Annotated in this window: 11 protein-coding genes; 3 read left to right on the top strand and 8 right to left on the bottom strand. The window is 36.0% G+C overall.

The window, feature by feature from the left end; genetic code table 11:
• Window positions 1-502 precede the first annotated feature (502 nt).
• Window positions 503-832 carry a peptidoglycan-binding protein gene (locus RIV7116_RS00825; protein WP_015116354.1) on the top strand — a complete coding sequence of 110 codons (330 nt, stop codon included), beginning with the start codon at window positions 503-505 and terminating at the stop codon, window positions 830-832.
• A 97-nt stretch (window positions 833-929) separates the two neighbouring features.
• On the opposite strand, the gene RIV7116_RS00820 is transcribed toward RIV7116_RS00825, so the two are convergent.
• Window positions 930-3380: an NB-ARC domain-containing protein gene (locus tag RIV7116_RS00820; RefSeq protein ID WP_015116353.1), complete on the bottom strand. Its 2451-nt coding sequence runs from the start codon at window positions 3378-3380 to the stop codon at window positions 930-932.
• A gap of 422 nt (window positions 3381-3802) precedes the next feature.
• Here RIV7116_RS00820 and RIV7116_RS00815 point away from each other — a divergent pair, with 422 nt between their 5' ends.
• Window positions 3803-4774, top strand: a complete 972-nt coding sequence (locus RIV7116_RS00815; protein WP_015116352.1) for a hypothetical protein — start codon at window positions 3803-3805, stop codon at window positions 4772-4774.
• A 60-nt stretch (window positions 4775-4834) separates the two neighbouring features.
• Window positions 4835-5584, top strand: a complete 750-nt coding sequence (locus tag RIV7116_RS00810) for an isoprenyl transferase (RefSeq protein WP_015116351.1) — start codon at window positions 4835-4837, stop codon at window positions 5582-5584.
• Between the two features lie 103 nt (window positions 5585-5687).
• Here the strand turns inward: RIV7116_RS00810 and RIV7116_RS00805 are convergent, their stop codons facing one another.
• From RIV7116_RS00805 to RIV7116_RS00775, 7 genes are all read right to left on the bottom strand, one after another.
• The gene (locus tag RIV7116_RS00805; RefSeq protein WP_015116350.1) at window positions 5688-6653 is read right to left on the bottom strand and encodes a mechanosensitive ion channel domain-containing protein; all 966 of its coding nucleotides are present in this window, start codon (window positions 6651-6653) and stop codon (window positions 5688-5690) included.
• A 9-nt stretch (window positions 6654-6662) separates the two neighbouring features.
• The gene (locus RIV7116_RS00800; protein ID WP_015116349.1) at window positions 6663-7250 is read right to left on the bottom strand and encodes a response regulator; all 588 of its coding nucleotides are present in this window, start codon (window positions 7248-7250) and stop codon (window positions 6663-6665) included.
• A 447-nt stretch (window positions 7251-7697) separates the two neighbouring features.
• Window positions 7698-10673, bottom strand: a complete 2976-nt coding sequence (locus RIV7116_RS00795) for a HEAT repeat domain-containing protein (RefSeq protein ID WP_015116348.1) — start codon at window positions 10671-10673, stop codon at window positions 7698-7700.
• Between the two features lie 134 nt (window positions 10674-10807).
• The gene (locus RIV7116_RS00790; RefSeq protein ID WP_015116347.1) at window positions 10808-13840 is read right to left on the bottom strand and encodes a HEAT repeat domain-containing protein; all 3033 of its coding nucleotides are present in this window, start codon (window positions 13838-13840) and stop codon (window positions 10808-10810) included.
• A 30-nt stretch (window positions 13841-13870) separates the two neighbouring features.
• Window positions 13871-16717 carry a sister chromatid cohesion protein PDS5 gene (locus RIV7116_RS00785; protein ID WP_015116346.1) on the bottom strand — a complete coding sequence of 949 codons (2847 nt, stop codon included), beginning with the start codon at window positions 16715-16717 and terminating at the stop codon, window positions 13871-13873.
• Between the two features lie 29 nt (window positions 16718-16746).
• A complete protein-coding gene (locus RIV7116_RS00780; protein WP_015116345.1) occupies window positions 16747-19803 on the bottom strand; it encodes a HEAT repeat domain-containing protein in 3057 nt (1018 codons plus the stop codon).
• Between the two features lie 33 nt (window positions 19804-19836).
• The gene (locus RIV7116_RS00775) at window positions 19837-22770 is read right to left on the bottom strand and encodes a HEAT repeat domain-containing protein (protein ID WP_015116344.1); all 2934 of its coding nucleotides are present in this window, start codon (window positions 22768-22770) and stop codon (window positions 19837-19839) included.
• Between the last annotated feature and the right edge of the window lie 101 nt (window positions 22771-22871).

The following is a 22871-nucleotide window of genomic DNA, read 5'->3' as shown; positions in this document are numbered from 1 at the left end:
ATTATTAACTTACGCTTTCAAAAGTTGGGAATTTAGTTATTAACGGACAAGGCTGCGAATTTGTTTATTTAAATCGAGTCAATACCCTCAATTGTCAATTAATACCTTTGCTTCGTTTAAATGAATTACCGGGTTAGATTTTATTATTGCAGGTGATGAAAGCTATTTGTAACTCACCGATTTATGCTTAATAATTTAGAAATAATAGGATTTACGCAGCACATCAAGGCAGAATTTTGTACTAAAAAAGCTTGATGACAAAAGCTCTGCGTCTGCTATATTCTTGCATTATTAATCTTTATCCAACCTATAATAAAACCCATTTAAAAAGATACCCTGTTCGGGTACTGCTGAATTCATATTCAAAATTCCATAATTGAATTAGCTTCAATAAACATCACATGGAGTAGGCACAACAACCTCCCGCGTGAAATCGAAGGTATTGCCTTCAAACTGTATAAAAGAAGCACAAACCATTAATTATAAAACGAGAGGATCTATCATGACTACAACAATGGCTACAGCAACTGTTACAAAGAATTTACCTCTTTTGCGAAAAGGAGATAATGGAGATTCCGTCCGATTCCTTGAACAGTTATTGTCTTCAATCTATTGGTTCAGTCAAAAACCAAATGCGCCAATACTTATTACGGAAAATGTAAAATTTGATGGCGTTTATGACGAGCAATGCGAACAAATAGTAAAAGAATTCCAAGCAAACTATAACTCTACTTTTCCTGCACCAGCACCAAATATAGCTGTAGATGGAGAAGTTGGTTCCCAAACTTGGAAAGCTTTAGGTGACGCAATCTTCAGATATACCTACTTATAAAATTAAATTGAAAGGAATATCGAAGATGTTTGTGGGGGTATTCTACCCCCATAATTTTGAAAGTATTAATTATGGAATTCTAGCTTAGAAATCTGCTCTATATAACTACTAACTGACACCTAATTTTACCCACTTGCTTCGGCGCTTGTATCTCAGCGAACAAGCGAACAGCCTTCTCAATATTCACCTGACTTTCACTCTTTTTTCCCATACTCTTATAAGTCAAACTCAGTTGAAAATAGGCTTCAGCCAAATCGCATTTCGCACCAATTTTATCTAATAGCTCAATTGCTTCTGAATGATTTTGCAAAGCTAAGTCAAATTCTTGATTTATACGGTGAATTTCAGCTAAACCACTTAGACTTTTGGCTTTAACTTGCGTATAGTGGCTTTCTTCTGCAAAATTAAAAGCCATAGAAAACATTTCTTTTGCTTTACTAAAATCTGCTAAATTTATATAAGTTTGACCGAGTATTTGAATAAAATAAGCAAATCTTCCGGTTTTTTCAATATTCGGCTCTGCTTTAATGTTGTTGTAACACTCATCCGCTAGTAAATAAGCAGAGGGATATTGTTCTAAATAGGAATTAACTAAAGATAAACAAACTACTGCTTTTTCTGCCCAAGGATGATGTGCGGTGTTTTGAGCTAAATTAATTACCTGTTGAAATAATTGAGCGGATTCCTGCAATTCCCATAAATCAATTTTATAAAGTCCGATACTCAATAAAGAATCAACTTCGAGCATTCGATAATAGTAAAATGCTTGGCTGTTATCTTCTTGATTGATAAAACTTGCTAGTGATTGTCTGGCTAAAAAAATCGTTTTTTGTTGATATGCAATTGCAGCCTCAATCTGACCGCTGATCCAATACAAATCGCCTAAAATATTATATAGTTCGCTGATTTTTTTATCGTCGTCAATATGATTAATAATATGAATGATGGCAGATAAAACTGGTTGAATTAAACCCATTCGATATAAAGTGCTGCCGAGGGGTAAAAATTGTCCCCACTGATTGTTTCGACTTTTGATAATCAGCTTTCCGGCTAATTCAAATTGATTGATTTCAATATAGTGATAATAAGCCTCTAACGCTTGCAGAGCATTTTGAAAAGTTTCGATTATTTCTACGCTATCCGTCCAAAATTCCGCCGCTTTGTGATTGGCGATCGCCCAATCTTTACTGTTACGCAATCGAGAAATAGCTTCGGCTCTAATTACCGGATGCAGCCAATATTTACCTTTATTACACTCTATCAAAGAGCGATTTTTTAATGAAGCAATAATTTGACGATGCTGCTCTGAGGGCACATCCCACAATAAACTTAAAAGCCCCTGAGTAGGAACAGTAGAAACATCTTGGTAACGATAACATCCCAAACGACACAGCAAACGATATGCTTGAGAATCAAGATTTTGCAAGCGGTTGATTTGACTTGCAGCTAAATTTTTTAAATCGGTTACTGCTAAAGGATCGGCATGATTTTCTTGCCAGTAAGCAGTAATATCACCGTCAAAATCTTCCTGAATTGAACCGCAAAGAATTCCCATAGCTTTGGCATTTCCACCATAAGCATGATGCATCTTCTGTAAAGTTGGTAAATCAACTTCAACTTCACGCCGAGCAAAATATTTTTGCCAAGTTTCTTCATTTAAACCGGGAAGTCGGTAGTGAGTTACATTTAATTCAGGTTCGCAAAGTCTATCTCTACTAGTAATTAAAGTTGTACAATGTATTCTCGCATCAGTTAAAATCCGAAATAATTCAATATAGTTGCGATGAGGAGTAATAAACCTTCCTTTTCCATCCAATGCAGGTTCTAAATTATCAATTAAAATTCCAATTCGCTTGCTGTGGAGTTGTCGCTTCAATCTTCCTAAAGTTACTCCAAACTCTAATCCCGGCTCTTGTGCCAAATCATATTTTAACCATTCTTCCACTACTCGTTGCGCTGAAGTAATGTTTTGAGTCTCCTTCGCCATCAACAATTCCAAAACCACATCAAAGTCTTGAGAATGCAGGTATTGCTGAGCTAAAGTAGTTTTCCCCAAACCACCTTCACCTTGAATCACAATCACTTTGCTACCAAGATTTACTAAATTATCGATATCATCGATAGCATCGCTTCTACCGATAAAATTGATATCTTCCTCGCGCAGTAACAGAGGCTTGATTAAAATCTCATTCTCCTGATTCTGTGGGCTGAGGTTTTCCGTCAAGTTTTCAATAAAGGAATTGTTAGAAGTAACTTGATAATCAAACAAACCCGATATCGTACCAGCTTTGCGAAAACACTTTTCTAAAACTCTGCGACAATTGCTTTTGGTAATTTTCTGACGCATTACCTTAGAAAGTAATTTCCATAATCGAGAGCCTACATCTTTGGCGTGCCCTTCAGTACAGCCATAAAAATCAGCAATTTCTAAATACTTTCTTCCCAGCCAAACCTGTTGAAGAATAATCTTTTCTAATTCGCTTAATTGTTCTCCAGTTTTAGAAGGTACGATGGTATCCAACCATACCAATACTGCCTCATCATCCATTGTTTAGCGACCAAGGTAGTTTTGTTTACTAGTGTAAGGAGCAAGCTTTATCTTAGTCTACAGTTGGAAATCAGTCTTTAAGGACAAGTTTATGTAAACTTGACTTTTAAACTAATTTTTCAATTTTATTTACTCCTATCGTCTAATAAACAAGTACAAATAAATATCAAGAGATGACTATCAATTTATTTTTTAAAGAAAAGATGAAGAAAACAGGTTAATTAATATTTCTGTTAACACTTATACTTTATTTGAATATTATTTGGCTGATTTTGCGAAAACCTCAGCCTGCCCGTGCATTTTTTATTTTTATCTAATTTATCCATCATACTTTTTACCCGACTTTGCCCGACTGACAAACACCCAAATCAACATTTAGAGTAGTCATAACAAAGCAACAATAAATACTCTAATAAAAAAAGATGATAAAAATACTTAGTAAATCTCATCTGAATCGGGTAACTAACCCAAACCCCGATACAAACTATTCGCAAATTCAGCAAAATATAAAATTTCTCATCAAACATTATCTTACAAAAAAAGAATTACACGAACGGTTAAAAGACTTACCATCGCAATTCCAGCAACCACAACCGCGTGCTTGGAAACCTATTGACTGGCAAAGTATTAACCGCGAACAAATAAATGGTATTGAATTAGAAGTATTTTTATCAGTTTTAATTGGGGCGATGGATACCGAAGCCCCTATCCGAGGATATACTCAAACGAGTCGGCAATATTTACAGAAATTACATCCACAAATGGCTCAGTATGTTGGAGGGACGATTGATGAGAATGGGAAGCTGATAGAACCAGGTTTATGGGAAAAAGAAGAGCGCCAGCATACTCCTGCATTAATCAAGGTTTATCAGCAGTTAACTGGTGAAAAAATTACTCCCAAACTTCGTACTGTCAGAGGCTATTTACCTACTACTAATCCCTACGAAGACTTGTATCGTCACGGTTTGCATCGCATAGCCACTGAATTCGGTGCTACCTGCCTGTATCTATGGCTGATGGCTCACACAACCGGCTCGCTGCAAGATATTTTGGAACAGTTAGCAATAGATGAAATCAATCATATGACAAAATTTTGGGGATTTGGTGTTTGGGCTTATCCCGATACTTCTGCAATCAAAATAACCAAAACTTTGATTAAAACTCGCCATCAAAACTATACACGCAATAGTTTAATCAGAACTTTAAAACGGATGATGCAAACGCTGCAATGGGATTCTTGGAGTTTTAGTAACAAAACAAGCTTGTTATTTACCTTTACCTCTGCAATACATCAATTATGGATTTGGAATAATACCCTGACAACAGCGTATTTAAATGAACTATTTGGGGATACAGGAATTCATTACTCGAAATCCTTTGTACTCAATGCCTAATCTACGGTAATAAATCTAAATTCTAAAACCAACCTATCTGTTCTTAAAATCTAAAATCTTATGAATTCAAAACTACCCGCAGATTTAAACTCTCAAAACTTACCGAGACATGTAGCCGTAATTATGGATGGTAATGGCAGATGGGCTACTCAACAAAAATTACCTCGCATTGCGGGGCACAGGCAAGGAGCAAAAACCCTCAAAGAACTATTACGCTGCTGCAAAGATTGGGGAATCGAGATACTAACAGCTTACGCTTTTTCTACCGAAAATTGGCGACGACCAACTGAAGAAGTTGATTTTTTGATGCTTTTATTTGAGAAAATGTTGCGTCGCGAATTGGAGGAAATGCATCGAGAAGGAGTAAGAATCAATTTTGTTGGCGATTTAACCGCTTTACCAAAATCGTTGCAAAATGAAATGCAGCGCTCGATGCTAGAAACATCCAATAATCATGATGTGCAATTTAATGTTGCGGTAAATTATGGTAGTCGTAAAGAAATTATCCATGCTTGCCGCAAGGTTGCAGAATTAGTTGAGAAAGGAGAAATTAACCCAGAAGATATAAATGAAGATTTAATCAACAAAAATTTATATACAGCCGATATTCCCACACCTGATTTGCTGATTCGTACTAGCGGAGAGAAACGTTTAAGCAACTTTCTTTTATGGCAAATGGCTTATTCAGAAATGTATTTTACAGATGTTTTATGGCCTGATTTTGATAGAAATGCATTTCATCAAGCAATACTAAGCTATCAAAATAGAGAGCGACGCTTTGGTAAAGTTAAAGCTGTCTTATCGGCTTAATTTTGTAGAATTGATTTATAGATTTTAAACTTCACCCCAACCCTCTCCTTATCAAGGAGAGGGAGATATATTTGGATGGGTTGCTTGATTTAAATAAAATTAATTAAACTTCTATTTTACTTTGCATAATACTATCAGAATTACTAATTTGACTTAAACCTTGTTTCAAAGATATTGCGATAGCATGAGTAGCTTCGACAATATCGGTATTATCATGAGAATCGGGTTTTGCTAGCTCTATATTATGGTACTCCACCGCGTAATACCATACACGATGTAGTAATTCATTTTGAATCGCATTTACTCGAAATATTTCAATACCCGGAACCCATAAAGCAACAACATAATGGTGAATAAATTTTTCTACTTTAGTTAAGAATACACCTGCCGGTACGTCTTTACGACCGCTATCTTTTTGCGATTCAGCTTGGAAGGCGGCTATAGCTTTGGGATGTTTCGTATTTTGTATAATCCAGTTTTGAACTTCTTTAGCTGCTTTGAGTAAAGTATCTTCCATCTTTGTAATATCTCCTTCACCTGGTTGTGATATAGGAGCTTTCAAAGAAATTTCAAAAGTCCATTTGCATAAATTACTTGCACCGTCTTGGGTATAGTTTATAATCTCTCTTTGTGCCAGTACGCTAGGAGAAATATTCAGAATTTTTCCGGCACCTCTACCTAATGAAAGTAGCTTAATACTAGAAGTTTTGATTGCAGAAACTTTGTAAAAGTCATCATCCTTGGGAAAACTAACAATATCTCCAACCTCGTAAACATCATCGCTAAGATTAAGAAAAACTGTTGCGGTATTTTCTACAGCTTGCTTGGCACCAAAGGAAAAACCCAAAGCTAAAGAGCCTGTAATTGGTGCTAATACATTAAAAGGAACCTCGGCGATCGCTAAAGAAGCGACAAGAATTCCGGGAATCGAAAACATACTCGTAATGTAAGCAACTGCTCTGCCATTACTTCCCAACTTCTTGATGTGAGGATGAGTTACAAAATATACGGTAGTTAAAATTAGCGCCGTAACCAAGGCTTTGGCAATGCGGATGGGGATATGTTCCATTGTTTATTCCTAAAAAGAATTATTCCAAAGCTTGGTAAGTTTCTTTTTTAAAGCACCAAATTGACTTTGTGTGTCTTCTCTATGGGTAGAAGGTTTGGACAAAATATTTCTGATTTCTGATTCTAAAACAACTTTGAGAAGTGGAGAACTCTGCGTCCGAATTATGAAACTTACATGAGAATATTGGTCAGCAAAATCATCAGCTTTCTGTATTAAACTTTCATCATGTTCGTCATATGATGCTGTAATAATCATTGGTATTCGAGCATATTTGTTATTAATTGTTTGGGCAACATCAACTCCACTCATACCTGGCATTCGTAAATCAGCAATTACTAACAGTGGTGGTTTTCGATAGCGAACCATATGATGGACTGAATCTATAGTTTGTTGCCCATTTTCAAGCTTCACAGTTTCAATATTCCTTTGTTCTTCCTGTGCCCATCTATGAACTGCAACTGATAAAGCATCGCGGACTTTTTCTTCTTCATCCGCAATCAAAACCATATTGGCTCCTAACGAAGTCTCTTCAGTAAATAAAAAATTAACATTTGTAGAGCGCGGTAGCATTCTTGATGATAGTATCTGCTTTTGCATATAATTTATCAAAATTAATTATTCTAAAAAGTATTTTTATGTTTACATGATTTATGCAATTAGCACGTTTTTCTTGTAGGGTGCTGTGACACTTTGACTAATGAAGGAACCTAGTAATAAGGTTTTTTTAGTGTCACGCACCAGTCAGACTGTTCCTAAAGGCGCTTGTTTGCTTTGCGATACTCTGTAATAGTATGGCGCAATTAGAATATGCCAGTTGCATAAAACCTAATTAATAGTAGAAATACTACGTATCTTGTATATTATGCAGAGATTTACTTAGGTTAGCATCGGCGAAATCTCTGAATTGTTGATTATTGATATCTGGCAAAAGTTTCTGCAAACTCAGTTTCTTGCTGATTTCACCATTAGATATTTATGCTTTCAAGAGTATTGCCAAGTTTTTTGAGAGACATTACTTAATTTCGTAATAATCTAAGTAGTAATTTAAAAACCATGTGTAATCAAACTTTCTTGAGAAGGAGTTAAAACAACACCAGTCAATTCAGATAGTGAAGCGACAATAAAATCAGAAACATCTTCTGGGTTGCTCACACAACAATCCTGCACCGCTAAAAGAAAACCTTGAATTGCATCTAAATCCGGTACAGACTTAGCAGCGTTAATAAATTCCATCCATTTATCTTTATCTTGCCCATAACTATCAACTAAATACAAAGCAGCCAAATATTCCGCGAGTGGATCTAAAGCAAACCGAACTTTATCCCTACCAGGTTCGCTAATTTGAATAATTCGCAATCTTTTTTCTAAATGATGCAATCTTGCATTTACGCTATCTTGATTATCAAGTACGGCTACAACATCATCTAATTTAGTACTACCGGGACGAAAAGTTTTCTTCAAGCATTCCCAAGCGATTGTTTTCGCGTCTTTTTGTAGAGTACGATTATCTAATTCACCTTCAGCCGTTTCTCTATTAAGTTCGTTAATATATCCCAACATCAAATCGGGAATACTTAACGGCAAATCATCGACAAAATCATCACTATCAACTGCGACTTTAGCAATCATCCGCTCGGCATAAAGTTTGGCAAATAAAGCTGTAATATTGCGCTTACCCACCATCAAAGATAAACGACGACAAGCATCAAAATATTCGGCATCATCAAATAAGTCTCGCTTTCCTCTTTGAGTTAAATAAGCTTCCATAAATGATGAAAGTTGATTTCCCGATACTCGTAGAGGTTTTAAAGTTGTTTTAGGAACGTTATCAAGAGATTCTTCTAATCTAGAATTTACTATCAGCGCATTAGCGGGAAAGTTGGGAGAAGCGGGACGAATTTGCTTTCTGGTAGAAAAGCTCATTTCAGAAAAATGGTCGATAATTACTAAAATTCGCCTTTGACGTAGAAGGTTTTCAACTAACTTGGTGGGAATGACTTCAGATTCACCAATTAAAACTTGTAACTGCCCGCAAATTTCTTGGATAAAAGCTTGATTTCCTTCAGCATCTACATCTAATTCTTGTTCGATTAGTATGGGTAGCATCCGATGTTTGGAAGGACGAATATTGATGTCATCTGACATTCCCCATTTTGCTAATTGACAAGCTAAACTTGTTTTTCCCGAACCCCCTTCGGCGTGAATTAGGATATTAGTTAATTTTTTGTCAAAGCTCGCTTTTAAATCGTTACCGGAGAAATTCGCGATGGTTTTCTTATCAACTACGACGGGTAGAGAAATATGCTCGGCGCGATTGCTGACTGTTTCTTTAACTGAGAAATTATCGCGAGCAACTTTAATATAATTAGCTACCCATGCATCTAAAACTCTGGGACGATAGATAAATGCTTGCAGAAAAATAATCCCTGGAATAGAGATTTTAGAGCCACCAAGAGCTTCTGGTAATTCTATATTGCTTAATGGTTCAAGTTTTTGATTGAGTTTTAGCAGCCATAAAGGACGTATTAATAATAAACTTGACCATAATAACGGGAAGAATATTAGATAAATAATGGTTGCTGCAAACCAAGGATGTTTTAGCATCCATTCAAATATTCGCGATGTTAAACGCGAGTCTTTTTCTTTTTTTAGAGTTCTTAAAGCTGTTTGTATGGATAGTTTGTTGTTATCAAAGGTTTCTCTTTCTAATTCCAATGCCTTTATGTCTTGTCCTAAGAGAACAATTTCTTCCAATTCAAAGACTTTTAAAAGTTTTTCTAAGTTTATAATTCCATTTTCTAACTCTTGATTAGAAAGTTTATCTACTTGATTTATATAGTCTTCGGCTATATGTTTTAATGCATAAGCTGCATCAAAATGAACATATGAATTATTATCTTTTAAAGCTTCAATGATTCTTGGTAGTGCTGGTGCTGCTTTTTTACCAAGTCTTCCCAGGGCAATAAGACTTAATCGGCGGACTGTTGCATCTTCGTCATCCAAAGTTTTAATAAGTGGTTTAACTGCTGTTTCATCTCCTAAATTTCCTAAAGCTACAGCAGCTCCCCAACGAACCATTGAATCTTTATCATTCAAAGCTTTAATCAGCGGTTTAACTGCTGCTTTATCTCCTATTCTTCTTAAAGCTCCAGCAGCAAATACACTAACCATTGAATCTTTATCATCCAAAGCTTTAATCAGCGGTTTAACTGCTGCTTTATCTCCTATATCTCCCAAAGCTTCAGCAGCAGCTTGACGAATTGCTGAGTTATCTTCTTGCAAAGCTTGAATAAATTTTGGTACTAAGGATGCTGCTTCTTTTTTTAAGTTTCCTAAAGTTTTAATAGCATAGGAGCGAACTTGTACATCTTCATCTTCTAAAGCTTTGATTAGTGCTGGTATTTGCTTTGAAAGTGCTGATGCTTCGCTATCTAATATTGATATCCGATGCAAAGCTGATGCAGCTTTTGAACGAACAGTTGCGTTTTTGTCTTGCAAAACTTTGATAAGTGCTGGCACTACTACTCCCGATTTATTTGTGATTTCTATATCGTCTAGTGAATCAGCAGCATTGGAGCGAACTGTAGGGTTTTTGTCTTGCAAAGCTTTGATAAGTGCTTGTGCAACTAATTCTGATTGATTTTTGGTTTCTATTCTTCCTAATAAACGAGCAGCGATAGAGCGAACTGTTGGATCTTCATCTTGTAAAGCTTTGATAACTGATGGTACTACTAATGGAGATTTTTTCTCGAAATCACTTAATAAAGATAAAGCACCAACACGAATTTTTGCATCTTTGCTTTGTAATTTTTTGAGTAGTTTATCAAATATTTCTGGAGTTTTTTCTTTCAGGCGATCGCCAATTTTTGTGTTACGTTCCCTTTTGTCATAAATATCAGCATACTCTTGTAATTTAGTGTCGCTAATATCTTGGCTCCAAACTTTATTGATAAGTGTTAGAGATAATCCTAGAGATAAGATAAAAGTTTGTAAAATAATTTTTATATTATTGTTATTCATAATTTTAAATTGATTTAATATTCTCATTCCAAGGCTAAGCCTGGGAACGCTATTCGCGAGGCTCTGCCTCGCTAAATGAAGGCAGAGCCTTCGGCTTGGTATTCCTTGGCAGAGCCAAGGAACAAGTTATAAATCTAATTAGTAAATATAATTTGAGTATTTTGATTCGCTTGTAAAACAACACCTGTTAATTGACATAAGGAATTAGCAACGAAGTTGGGAACATCTTCTGGATTGGCGATACAACAATCTTGAACTGCTAATAAAAAACCTTGAATTGCACCTAAATCAGCGACAGATTTAGCTGTATCAAGAAATTTCACCCACTTATCTTTATCTTGCCCATAATTATCAACTAAATATAAACCAGCTAGATATTCGGCTAATGGATCTAAAGCCAACCGAACTTTATTTCTACCAGGTTCGTTAATTTGAATAATTCGCAATCTTTTTTCTAAATGCTGTAATCTTGCGTTTACCGTATCGGGATTATCAAGTACAGCGACAACATCATCTAATTTCGTAGCACTGGGACGAAAATTATTTTTCAAACATTCCCAAGCGATAATTTTGGCATCTTTTTGAACTGTAGGATTATCTAATTCGCTATCAGCGGTTTCTCTATTTAATTCATTGATATATCCCAACATCAAATCGGGAATATTTAAGGGTAAATTATTAACAAAACTATCAATTTCTTCCACACCAGCTTTAGCAATCATTTGCTCGGCGTAGAGTTTAGCGAATAAAGCTGTAATATTGCGCTTTCCCACCATTAAAGATAAGCGACGACAAGCATCAAAATATTCCGCATCATCAAATAAATCTCGCTTTCCTCGTTGAGTTAAATAAGCTTCCATAAATGATGACAGTTGATTTCCCGATACTCGTAGCGGCTTTATAGTTGTTTTAGGAACATTATCAAGAGATTCTTGTAAACGGGAAGTAACTATTAGAGCATTAGCAGGAAAGTTAGGAGAAGCGGGACGAATTTGTTTTCTAGTTGCTTCGCTCATTTCGGAAAAATGGTCGATAATTACTAAAATACGACGCTGAAGCAATAATTGTTCTACTAATTTGCTGGGGATAGCTTTCGGCTCGCCAATTAAGACTTGTAATTGTCCCGATATCGCTTTTGTCACTGAATCTTCAACGTCAGCATCTAATTCTTGCTCAATCAAAACTGGTAGCATCCGATGCTTACTAGGACGAATATTGATATCATCAGACATTCCCCATTTTACTAATTGACAAGCCAGACTGGTTTTTCCCGAGCCGCCTTCAGCATGAATTAGAATATTAGTTAGTTTTTGAGTAAAGCAAGCTTTTAAATCATTACCAGAGAAATTAGCGACGGTTTTCTTATCGAGTACAACTGGTAGAGAAATATATTCGGCTCGATTGCTGACAGTTTCTTTAACTGAAAAATTATCCCGAGCTATTTTAATATGAGTCCCTACCCATGCATCCAAAACTCTGGGATGATAGCTAAATTGTTCGAGAAATATTACCCCCGAAATTGAAAGTTTCCAACCACCCAGAGCTTCTGGTAATTGTAAATTACTCAATGGTTGCAGTCTATGATTGAGCTTTAGCAGCCATAAAGGACGTATGAGCAATAAACTAGACCATAACAAGGGAAAGATAATGATGTAAAAAATTGCTGCTGTTATCCAAGGATTTTTTGCAACCCATTCCAAGATACGGAACTTTAGTCGATAATCTTGTTCTCTTCTTATAGTTTTTAAAGTATTTTGTAATGATAATTTTCCTTCCTTGAATCTCTCTTCACTACCTTCTAATGCTCGTAAGGATTTTTCTAAAATCGCAATACCATTTTCTAAATCTTGATTGGATAGTTTTTCTGCTTGATTTCGATAGTATTTTACTATTTTGCTCACATAACTATCCGCTAATTCATGTTCCCATGAACCTTCATATCTAAAAGCTATAATAATTTCTGGTACTGCTAGTAATGCTTCCTTTCCCATTTTAGATAAATAAGAAGCAGCATTTAAGCGAACATCTAAATCAGGATTTTTCAAAGATTTTTTGAGTGATTCGATAGTTGGTTTATATTCTAGTTTTTCCAAAGCATCAGCAGCAGATGAGCGAACATTTAAATCATCATCTTTTAAAGCTTTTATTAGTGGTTGTATTGCTTTTTTTTCTGCAAAATTTCCCAAAGCATAAGCAGCAGATGAGCGAACACTCGAATCTTTATCTTGCAAAGCTTTTAGAAGTGGTTGTAATGCTGCTTTATCTCCAATATCTCCCAAAGCTTCAGCAACAGATGAGCGAACTTTTGAATTTTTATCTTGCAATGCTTTCAGAAGTGGTTGTAATGCTGCTTTATCTCCAATATCTCCCAAAGCTTCAGCAACAGATGAGCGAACTTTTGAATTTTTATCTTGCAATGCTTTCAGAAGTGGTTTTAATGCTGCTTTATCTCCAATATCTCCCAAAGCTTCAGCAACAGATGAGCGAACTTTTGAATTTTCATCTTCTAAAGCTTTGATAAGCTCCGGTACTGCTGATATTGCTTTTTTCCCCAGGTTTCCCAGAACCATAGCACCATATCGACGCACTTCTGCATCTTTATTTTGCAAGGCTTTGATTAAAGTCGGTATTTCTCCTAAAAGTACTTTCGATTTCTCACCAACTCTTATTCCTCCTATTTCTTCAATTTCATTTAAAGCTAATGCAGCTTTAGAACGAACTTTTACATCTTTATCTTTTAGGGCTTGAATAATTGCTATTACTAGCGATACTGATTCATTTCTTTTTCCTATTTCTCCCAAAGAATGAAGAGCACTAGAGCGAACGGTTGAATTTTCATCTTGCAAAGCTTGGATGATTGCCGGTAATACCGATGGTGATTTATCCTCTACACTGGAAAGAATATAGACAGCACCAGCGCGGACTTTAGTATCTTGACTTTTTAATTTTTCCAGGACTTTATCAATATCTTCTTTAGAAAAATTTTCTACATTAAACTTAGTTAATTCGTATTCTGTAATATCATCTAAGTTGTTTCCATACTGTTGCAGTGCGCTATCACTTATTTCTTCTCCCCAGGCTTTACTTACAGAAATGAAAGATAATCCTAGGGATAAAATAGAGATTTGTAAATATTTTAGAAATACATTTAATCGTTTTTGATTCATAACAAAAAACAAATTTATATAATTAATGATTTAAAAACCATGTGTAATCAAACTTTCTTGAGAAGGAGTTAAAACAACACCAGTCAATTCAGATAGTGAAGCGACAATAAAATCAGAAACATCTTCTGGGTTGCTCACACAACAATCCTGCACTGCTAAAAGAAAACCTTGAATTGCCTCTAAATCATTCACAGATTTTGCAGCGTTAATAAATTCCATCCATTTATCTTTATCTTGCCCATAACTATCAACTAAATACAAAGCAGCCAAATATTCCGCTAATGGATCTAAAGCAAACCGAACTTTATCTCTACCAGGTTCGCTAATTTGAATAATTCGCAATCTTTTTTCTAAATGATGCAATCTTGCATTTACGCTATCTTGATTATCAAGTACTGCTACAACATCATCTAATTTAGTACTACCGGGACGAAAAGTTTTCTTCAAGCATTCCCAAGCGATTGTTTTCGCGTCTTTTTGTAGAGTACGATTATCTAATTCACCTTCAGCCGTTTCTCTATTAAGTTCGTTAATATATCCCAACATCAAATCGGGAATACTTAACGGCAAATCATCGACAAAATCATCACTATCAACTGCGACTTTAGCAATCATCCGCTCGGCATAAAGTTTGGCAAATAAAGCTGTAATATTGCGCTTACCCACCATCAAAGATAAACGACGACAAGCATCAAAATATTCGGCATCATCAAATAAGTCTCGCTTTCCTCTTTGAGTTAAATAAGCTTCCATAAATGATGAAAGTTGATTACCCGATACTCGTAGCGGTTTTAAAGTTGTTTTAGGAACGTTATCAAGAGATTCTTCTAATCTAGAATTTACTATCAGCGCATTAGCGGGAAAGTTGGGAGAAGCGGGACGAATTTGCTTTCTGGTAGAAAAGCTCATTTCAGAAAAATGGTCGATGATTACTAAAATTCGCCTTTGACGTAGGAGGTTTTCAACTAACTTGGTGGGAATGACTTCAGATTCACCAATTAAAACTTGTAACTGCCCGCAAATTTCTTGGATAAAAGCTTGATTTCCTTCAGCATCTACATCTAATTCTTGTTCGATTAGTATGGGTAGCATCCGATGTTTGGAAGGACGAATATTGATGTCATCTGACATTCCCCATTTTGCTAATTGACAAGCTAAACTTGTTTTTCCCGAACCCCCTTCGGCGTGAATTAGGATATTAGTTAATTTTTTGTCAAAGCTCGCTTTTAAATCGTTACCGGAGAAATTCGCGATGGTTTTCTTATCAACTACGACGGGTAGAGAAATATGCTCGGCGCGATTGCTGACTGTCTTTTTAACGGAGAAGTTATCGCGAGCAACTTTGATATTAGTAGCTACCCATGCATCTAAGACTCGGGGATGATAGGTGAATGGTTGTAAAAAGATGATTCCGGGAATAGAGATTGTCCAACCACCAAGAGCTTCTGGTAGTTGTAAGTTGCTTAATGGTTGAAGTTTTTGATTGAGTTTCAGTAGCCATAGAGGACGTATTAATAATAAACTTGACCATAATAACGGGAAGAATATTAGATAAATAATGGTTGCTGCAAACCAAGGATGTTTTACCATCCATTCAAATATCCGCGATGTTAAGCGCGAGTCTTTTTCTTTTTTTAATGTGGTTAAAGTACGTTGTACAGATAATTTAAATTTGTTAAATACCTTTTCGGTTACTTTTAAGTCTGCTGATGTAATTTTATCTAATGCCTTTACGGCTTTTTCAATATTATTAATTCCAGCTTCTAGCTCTTTATTAGATAGTTTCTCAACTTGATTTCGATAACCTTCTGCTATCATTTTTAAAGCGAAAACCGTAGATGAACGAACTTCCGAACTATCATCTTCTAGAGCTTGAATAAGTTGCGGTACTGCTGATATTGATTTTTCTCCAATATTCCCTAAAGCCCAAGCAGTAGTTGAGCGAACTTTTGAATTATCATCTTTGAGAGTTTTAGCGAGTTGCGGCACTGCTGATGCTGCTTTTGTTTTCATCTTTCCTAAAGCGAAAGCAACAGATATACGAACTTGTGAGTTATCGTCTTTGAGAGTTTCAGTAAGTTGTGGTACTGCTGATGCTGCTTTTTCTCCCATTACTTCTAAAACCTTAGCTATAGATGAGCGAACTTCTGAGCTATCGTCTTCTAAAGATTCAGTTAATATTGGTAATTCTTTTTCAAGCGATAGTAATATTCTGCTGAATATTCTGGCTTCGATGTCAGATGCCATTAATAATTTATGACTAGGTACTATTTCTTTTAAATAAGAGGCTGCATTTGCACGAACTACTGGATTTTTATCTTGTAAAGCTCGGATGAGTTTTGGTACTAATAATTCTTGATCGGAAATCGATTTTGTACCTCTCAAAATTGATGTTGACTCTTTCAAAGCAGATATAGCTTTTGAGCGAACTAATGAATTTTTATCTTGCAAAGCTTGAGTAAGTGCCGTAATGATTGATTCTGATGATTCTGAAAAGGGCAATAATTCTCCTAATGAGCTAGCAGCATTAGCACGAATTATGGGGTTTTCATCTTGCAAAGCTTTGATGAGTGCTGATATCACTAATTCTTGCTGTTGATTTACCTCACCTAAAATAGAGGCTGCACCACCACGGATTTCAGCGTCTTTACTTTGTAATTTTTCTATTAATTTATTTACTGCTTCTGGCGTTGTTTGTCGCAGGATAACGCCAACTTTTTTATTTGTTTCAATTCTTTTTCTTATATTCGCGTATTTTTCTAGTTTACTGTCTTCGATTAATGCTCCTGAAGCTTGGTTTATAGATGTTAAAGACAATCCCAGAGATATAGCAGAGACTTGAATAAATTTAAAAAATATATTTATACTATTATTCATATTTTTGAGTAATTAATGATTATTAATTTTTATAAAATAGATGCTCTTTGACTTTCTTGAGAAGGAGTTAAAACAACACCAGTCAATTCAGATAGTGAAGCGACAATAAAATCAGAAACATCTTCTGGGTTGCTCACACAACAATCCTGCACTGCTAAAAGAAAACCTTGAATTGCATCTAAATCCGGTACAGATTTTGCAGCGTTAATAAATTCCATCCATTTATCTTTATCTTGCCCATAGCTATCAACTAAATACAAAGCAGCCAAATATTCCGCTAATGGATCTAAAGCAAACCGAACTTTATCCCTACCAGGTTCGCTAATTTGAATAATTCGCAACCTTTTTTCTAAATGGTGCAATCTTGCATTTACGCTATCTTGATTATCAAGTACTGCTACAACATTATCTAATTTAGTACTACCGGGACGAAAAGTTTTCTTCAAGCATTCCCAAGCGATTGTTTTCGCGTCTTTTTGTAGAGTACGATTGTCTAATTCACCTTCAGCCGTTTCTCTATTAAGTTCATTAATATATCCCAACATCAAATCGGGAATACTCAGTGGTAAATCATCGACAAAATCATCGCTATCAACTGCGACTTTAGCAATCATCTGCTCGGCATAAAGTTTGGCAAATAAAGCTGTAATATTGCGCTTACCCACCATCAAAGATAAACGACGACAAGCATCAAAATATTCGGCATCATCAAATAAATCTCGCTTCCCTCTTTGGGTTAAATAAGCTTCCATAAATGATGAAAGTTGATTCCCCGATACTCGTAAAGGTTTTAAAGTTGTTTTAGGAACGTTATCAAGAGATTCTTCTAAACGCGAAGTTACTATTAGAGCATTAGCGGGAAAGTTGGGAGAAGCGGGACGAATTTGCTTTCTAGTAGAAAAGCTCATTTCAGAAAAATGGTCGATAATTACTAAAATTCGCCTTTGACGTAGGAGGTTTTCAACTAACTTGGTGGGAATGACTTCAGATTCACCAATTAAAACTTGTAACTGCCCGCAAATTTCTTGGATAAAAGCTTGATTCCCCTCACCATCTATATCTAATTCTTGTTCTATTAGTATGGGTAGCATCCGATGTTTGGAAGGACGAATATTGATGTCATCTGACATTCCCCATTTTGCTAATTGACAAGCTAAACTTGTTTTTCCCGAACCCCCTTCGGCGTGAATTAGGATATTAGTTAATTTTTTGTCAAAGCAAGCTTTTAAATCGTTACCGGAGAAATTCGCGATGGTTTTCTTATCAACTACGACGGGTAGAGAAATATGCTCGGCGCGATTGCTGACTGTCTTTTTAACGGAGAAGTTATCGCGAGCAACTTTGATATTAGTAGCTACCCATGCATCTAAAACTCGGGGATGATAGGTGAATGGTTGTAAAAAGATGATTCCGGGAATAGAGATTGTCCAACCACCAAGAGCTTCTGGTAGTTGTAAGTTGCTTAATGGTTGAAGTTTTTGATTGAGTTTCAGTAGCCATAGAGGACGTATTAATAATAAACTTGACCATAATAACGGGAAGAATATTAGATAAATAATGGTTGCTGCAAACCAAGGATGTTTTACCATCCATTCAAATATCCGCGATGTTAAGCGCGAGTCTTTTTCTTTTTTTAATGTGGTTAAATCAGCTTTGAGAGATTCTTGCTCGTCTTCAAATTTTTCTTTGATTGCTTCTAACGCTTTTAAGGCTGTTTCTAAGGTAGCAATCCCAGTTTCTAACTCTTGATGGGATAGCTTTTCGGCTTGATTTCTGTAGTCTTTCCCTACATAAGACAACATTTCAGCAGCATTAGAGCGAACAATACTATCTGTATCTTTCAAAGTTCGGATAATTTCTGGTACTGCTGGAGCTGCTGTTTTCCCCATTCTGCCCAAAGCGATATTAGTAGTTAAGCGAACCCCAGACTCTTCGTCTTCCAAAGCTTTGATAAGTGGTTTTACTGCTGCTTTATCTTTAATAAGCCCTAAAGCTTCAGCCGCAGATGAACGAACTTCTTTTTCTTCATCTTTCAGAGCTTGAATCAGTGGTTTTACTGCTGCTTTATCTGCAATAAGCCCCAAAGCTTGAGCCGCAGACGAACGAACTTGTGAATTTTTATCTTCTAAAGCTTCAATAAGTGACTCTACTGCGGCTTTGTCTGCAAGACTCCCCAAAGCTTGAGCCGCAGACGAACGAACTTGTGAATTTTTATCTTCCAAAGCTTCAATAAGTGGCTCTACTGCTGCTTTATCTGCAATATTCCCCAAAGCTTTGGCAGCAGATGAACGAACTTGTGAATTTTTATCTCTTAAAACTTTGATAAGAGGTTGTACCGATGATGCTGCTTCTTTGCCTGCAATTTCCAAAGCTTTGGCAGCATAGCGACGAACTTGTGCATCTTTGTGACTTAGAGCTTGATTTAATGCGGGTATTTCTTTGGCAACAGCTTTTGCTTGCTTCTGTAAAATTGGTTTTTCTATTTCTTTTATCTGATTTAAAACTAATGCCGCCCTTGAACGAACTTGTGCATTTTCATCTTGTAAAACTTGAATAAGTGCGGGTACTGCTTGATAAATTTTCTTATATGCTCGATACCCTCCTTTTGCGACTTTTCCTAATGCATAAGCAGCACTATAACGAACGGTTGCATTTTCATCTTTTAAAGCTTTGCTTAGTGCTGTAACTATCGATGGTGATGGATTGCTTTTTTCAATTTCTCCTAATGAAAGAGCAGCATTAGAGCGAACTTGTTTATTTTCGTCTTGCAAAGCTTTGATAAGTGCTGGTATTACCGATTTGCGATCTACGCTGCTGAGAATATTTGCAGCACCAGCGCGAACTTTAGCATTTGAACTTGTTAATTTTTCAACTACTGGATCGATATTTTGGGTTGTAGTATTTTCTAAATTAAACTTACTTAATCTGTAATCCTCAATTTCATTTACATTCTCTCCATATTTTTGTAGTATACTATCGCTAATTTCTTCCCCCCAAGCTTTATTTATATTTGCTAAAGATAATCCTGTAGAGAAGATAAAAATTCCAAAAATATTGAAAAATATATTTAATTTTATTTTATTCATAATTTTAAATATTCAAAAAACAATGAGCAAAGTTTACAGTATCGACGTAATTAAGCTTTGCGTATTTACTTCTAACATCACACCTGTAAACTCGGATAGCGCAGTCACAACAAAACTAGGCACTTCTTCCGAATTAGTCGCACAACAATCTTGTACTGCTAACAAAAAACCTTGAATTGCATCTAAATCGGACACAGATTTAGCTTTGTTAATAAACTCTATCCATTTATGGTTATCCTGCTGATAAGTATCAACTAAATGTAAAGCAGCTAAATATTCTGCTAAAGGTTCGATAGCAAAACGAACTTTATCTCTACCAGGTTCGCTGATTTGAATAACTCGCAACCTTTTCTCTAAATGCTGTAAATAAGTATTGGTACTATCACTATCTCCAAGGGCTTCTAAAACCTCATCTAATTTAGCAGGGCTGGGTCGGTAACTATACTTTAAACATTCCCAAGCGATAACTTTAGCAACTTTTTGAATAGTCCGATTATCTAATTGAATATCTGCTGCATCTCTATTCAATTCGTTGAGATATGAAAGCATTAAATCGGGAATACTCAACGGTAAATCGTCAACAAATTGTTCTTGCTCTTTATCGGCGCGAGATATCATTTGTTCGGCGTAAAGTTTTGCCAATAACACCGTAATATTCCGCTTTCCTACCATTAAAGATAAACGCTTACAAGCATCAAAATATTCAGCATCGTTAAATAAATGACGCTTACCTCGCTGATATAAATAAGCTTCCATAAATGATGAAAGCTGATTTCCTGCGACTCTTAAAGGTTTAATCGTAGTTTTAGGAACATTATCAAGAGATTCCTCCAATCTAGAAGTAACAATCAAAGCATTTGCAGGAAATCCCGGCGAAGCTGGACGAATTTGTTTTCTAGTCGCTTCACTCATTTCTGAAAGGCGATCGATAATAACTAAAATTTTTCTTTGACGTAGTAATTTTTCGACTAACTCTTGAGGAATTGCTTGGGATTCGCCGATTAATATTTGTAATTGCCCTGCAACTGTTTCGGTGAAAGGATGTTCTCCTTCTGCAACATCAAAATCTAATTCTTGTTCGATGATTATGGGTAGCATTCTATGTTTACAAGGACGCTCTTTAATATCATCCGACATAGCCATTTGGGCGATTTGACAAGCTAAACTTGTTTTACCTGCACCACCTTCAGCCCAAATTAAAATATTAGTTAATTTCTTATCAAAACTTGACTGTAAATCCTCAGCAGAAAGATTATTTATAGTCTTACCATCAAGAATTACCGCAATCGGAATTCTATCTAGACAAGCGCTGACACTTTTTTTCTCAGCAAAAGTTTCTTGGGCTGCTTTAATATGCGTTTCTACCCAAGCATCAAGCACTCGCGAACGATATGCAAATGGTTTTAGAAATATTAAGCTAGGAATCGATATTGTCCAACCACCAAGAGCTTCTGGCAATTGTAAATTACTCAAAGGTTGCAGAATATTATTAGTTTTGAGCAACCATAAAGGACGTATCCATAATAAAGTTGTCCATAGAGAAGGGAAAAATATTAAATAGATGGCAATTACAGCAAACCAGGGGTTTTTCCCAATCCATTCCAAAGCAACAGTTAAAATTCGGGAATCTTTTTCAGTTTGGATAGTAAACAGCGATCGCCGTATGGGAGCTAGCTGTTTTCCCTTAAAATTAGCAGCGGGATCTTCTACAATTTTTAAAACTGATTTCAAACTAGAAATTGCTGTTTCTAATTCTTTATTAGATAACTTTGTGACTTTATCTTGATAATCTTCTGCTATCTTTCCCCAAGCATCTGCAGCAGCAGAACTTACTCTTTCATCTTTATCTTTTAATGCTTCGCTAAGCTTTGTAAAAGCTGGTGCTGCTTTAACACCAATTTTACCTAATGCATGACTGGCTTTTCTGCGAACCCATGCTTCTCTATCTTCCAAAGCTTTAGCAAGCGGTTTTACAGCTGATTCCGAGCCAATTTCTCCCAAAGCTTGAGCAGCTTTATCGCGCAACAGCGGTTCTTTATTTTGTAAGACTTTGGTAAGTTCTGGTACTGCATCTGCTGCTTTAATTCCCATATCTCCCAAGGCAATAGCTGCTTTGACGCGAATTTCTAAGTTGGCATCGTTGAGAGTTTCTGCAAGTACGGGTACGATTGATGCATCGTCAGAGTCTATCGCTATCAAAGCTGTAATCGCATCAGAGCGAACTTTGGCATTTTCATCGTTCAGGAGTCTGATAATTTCGGGAACCGAAGATTTTGCTGGCGAACCCATACGCCCTAAAGACTGAACCGCACGGGAACGAACCTTAAAGTAGTCGTCTTTTAGAGCTTTAGTGAGATTAGGAATTGCTGAAACTGCTTCTTTACCTATGCCCCCTAAAGCATAAGCAGCATAAGAACGTACCTGTTCATCGCTATCTTTGAGGGCTTTAACTAAATTTGGAATATAGGAAGCAACTTCAGACTTCATACGCCCCAAAGCATCCACTGAATTAGCTCTTACTTCTGGGTTATTATCCTCTAAAGCTTTAAGTAGCTCGGGAAAAGCTAATTTGGCTTTTGAACCAATACGTGCTAAAGCATAAGCTGCATTTGCACGAACTACAGAATTTTCATCTTTTAAAGCAGAAATTAATTTAGGAACTACCACTTCAGCTTTTTCTGGAAAGCTTCCTAATGCAGCAGCTACACCAGCCCGAACTTGAGGATCTTTATCTTTCAAATGTATAAAAAGCTGTTCTACATTTTCCGAATCGATGATTTTCTTTAAACGAAAATTGAATCGTTTTCGTTGCGAAGAATTACTTAAAATCTGTAAATACTGCTTTATTTCCGTGTTGTTGCTGTCTTCCTGGGTTAAAGCTTTTCCACAGGGTACTAAAATCAATCCCATGCACAACACTGAAGCTTCCAACCCCAGCCAAAATTTTGCCAGCTTTTTTTTGCTCATCTGTTCGGTTGGTTATAGTAAAATTTAAAAATAAAATTCATCAAGTATATATAAGCATTAAAAACTACCTATGTATTTTTTGGTTCAGTAATAATACTATA

This window comes from Rivularia sp. PCC 7116 (assembly GCF_000316665.1).
In the GTDB taxonomy this organism is placed as follows: domain Bacteria; phylum Cyanobacteriota; class Cyanobacteriia; order Cyanobacteriales; family Nostocaceae; genus Rivularia.
The sequence above is the reverse complement of the archived record's forward strand: the minus strand, read 5'-3'. Positions and strand labels throughout refer to the sequence as shown.

What these genes read in the sequence shown, in the direction of transcription:
- RIV7116_RS00825 (WP_015116354.1), top strand. Translation starts at nt 503, where the DNA reads ATGACTACAACAATGGCTACAGCAACTGTTACAAAGAATTTACCTCTT.
- RIV7116_RS00820 (WP_015116353.1), bottom strand. Translation starts at nt 3,380, where the DNA reads ATGGATGATGAGGCAGTATTGGTATGGTTGGATACCATCGTACCTTCT.
- RIV7116_RS00815 (WP_015116352.1), top strand. Translation starts at nt 3,803, where the DNA reads ATGATAAAAATACTTAGTAAATCTCATCTGAATCGGGTAACTAACCCA.
- RIV7116_RS00810 (WP_015116351.1), top strand. Translation starts at nt 4,835, where the DNA reads ATGAATTCAAAACTACCCGCAGATTTAAACTCTCAAAACTTACCGAGA.
- RIV7116_RS00805 (WP_015116350.1), bottom strand. Translation starts at nt 6,653, where the DNA reads ATGGAACATATCCCCATCCGCATTGCCAAAGCCTTGGTTACGGCGCTA.
- RIV7116_RS00800 (WP_015116349.1), bottom strand. Translation starts at nt 7,250, where the DNA reads ATGCAAAAGCAGATACTATCATCAAGAATGCTACCGCGCTCTACAAAT.
- RIV7116_RS00795 (WP_015116348.1), bottom strand. Translation starts at nt 10,673, where the DNA reads ATGAATAACAATAATATAAAAATTATTTTACAAACTTTTATCTTATCT.
- RIV7116_RS00790 (WP_015116347.1), bottom strand. Translation starts at nt 13,840, where the DNA reads ATGAATCAAAAACGATTAAATGTATTTCTAAAATATTTACAAATCTCT.
- RIV7116_RS00785 (WP_015116346.1), bottom strand. Translation starts at nt 16,717, where the DNA reads ATGAATAATAGTATAAATATATTTTTTAAATTTATTCAAGTCTCTGCT.
- RIV7116_RS00780 (WP_015116345.1), bottom strand. Translation starts at nt 19,803, where the DNA reads ATGAATAAAATAAAATTAAATATATTTTTCAATATTTTTGGAATTTTT.
- RIV7116_RS00775 (WP_015116344.1), bottom strand. Translation starts at nt 22,770, where the DNA reads ATGAGCAAAAAAAAGCTGGCAAAATTTTGGCTGGGGTTGGAAGCTTCA.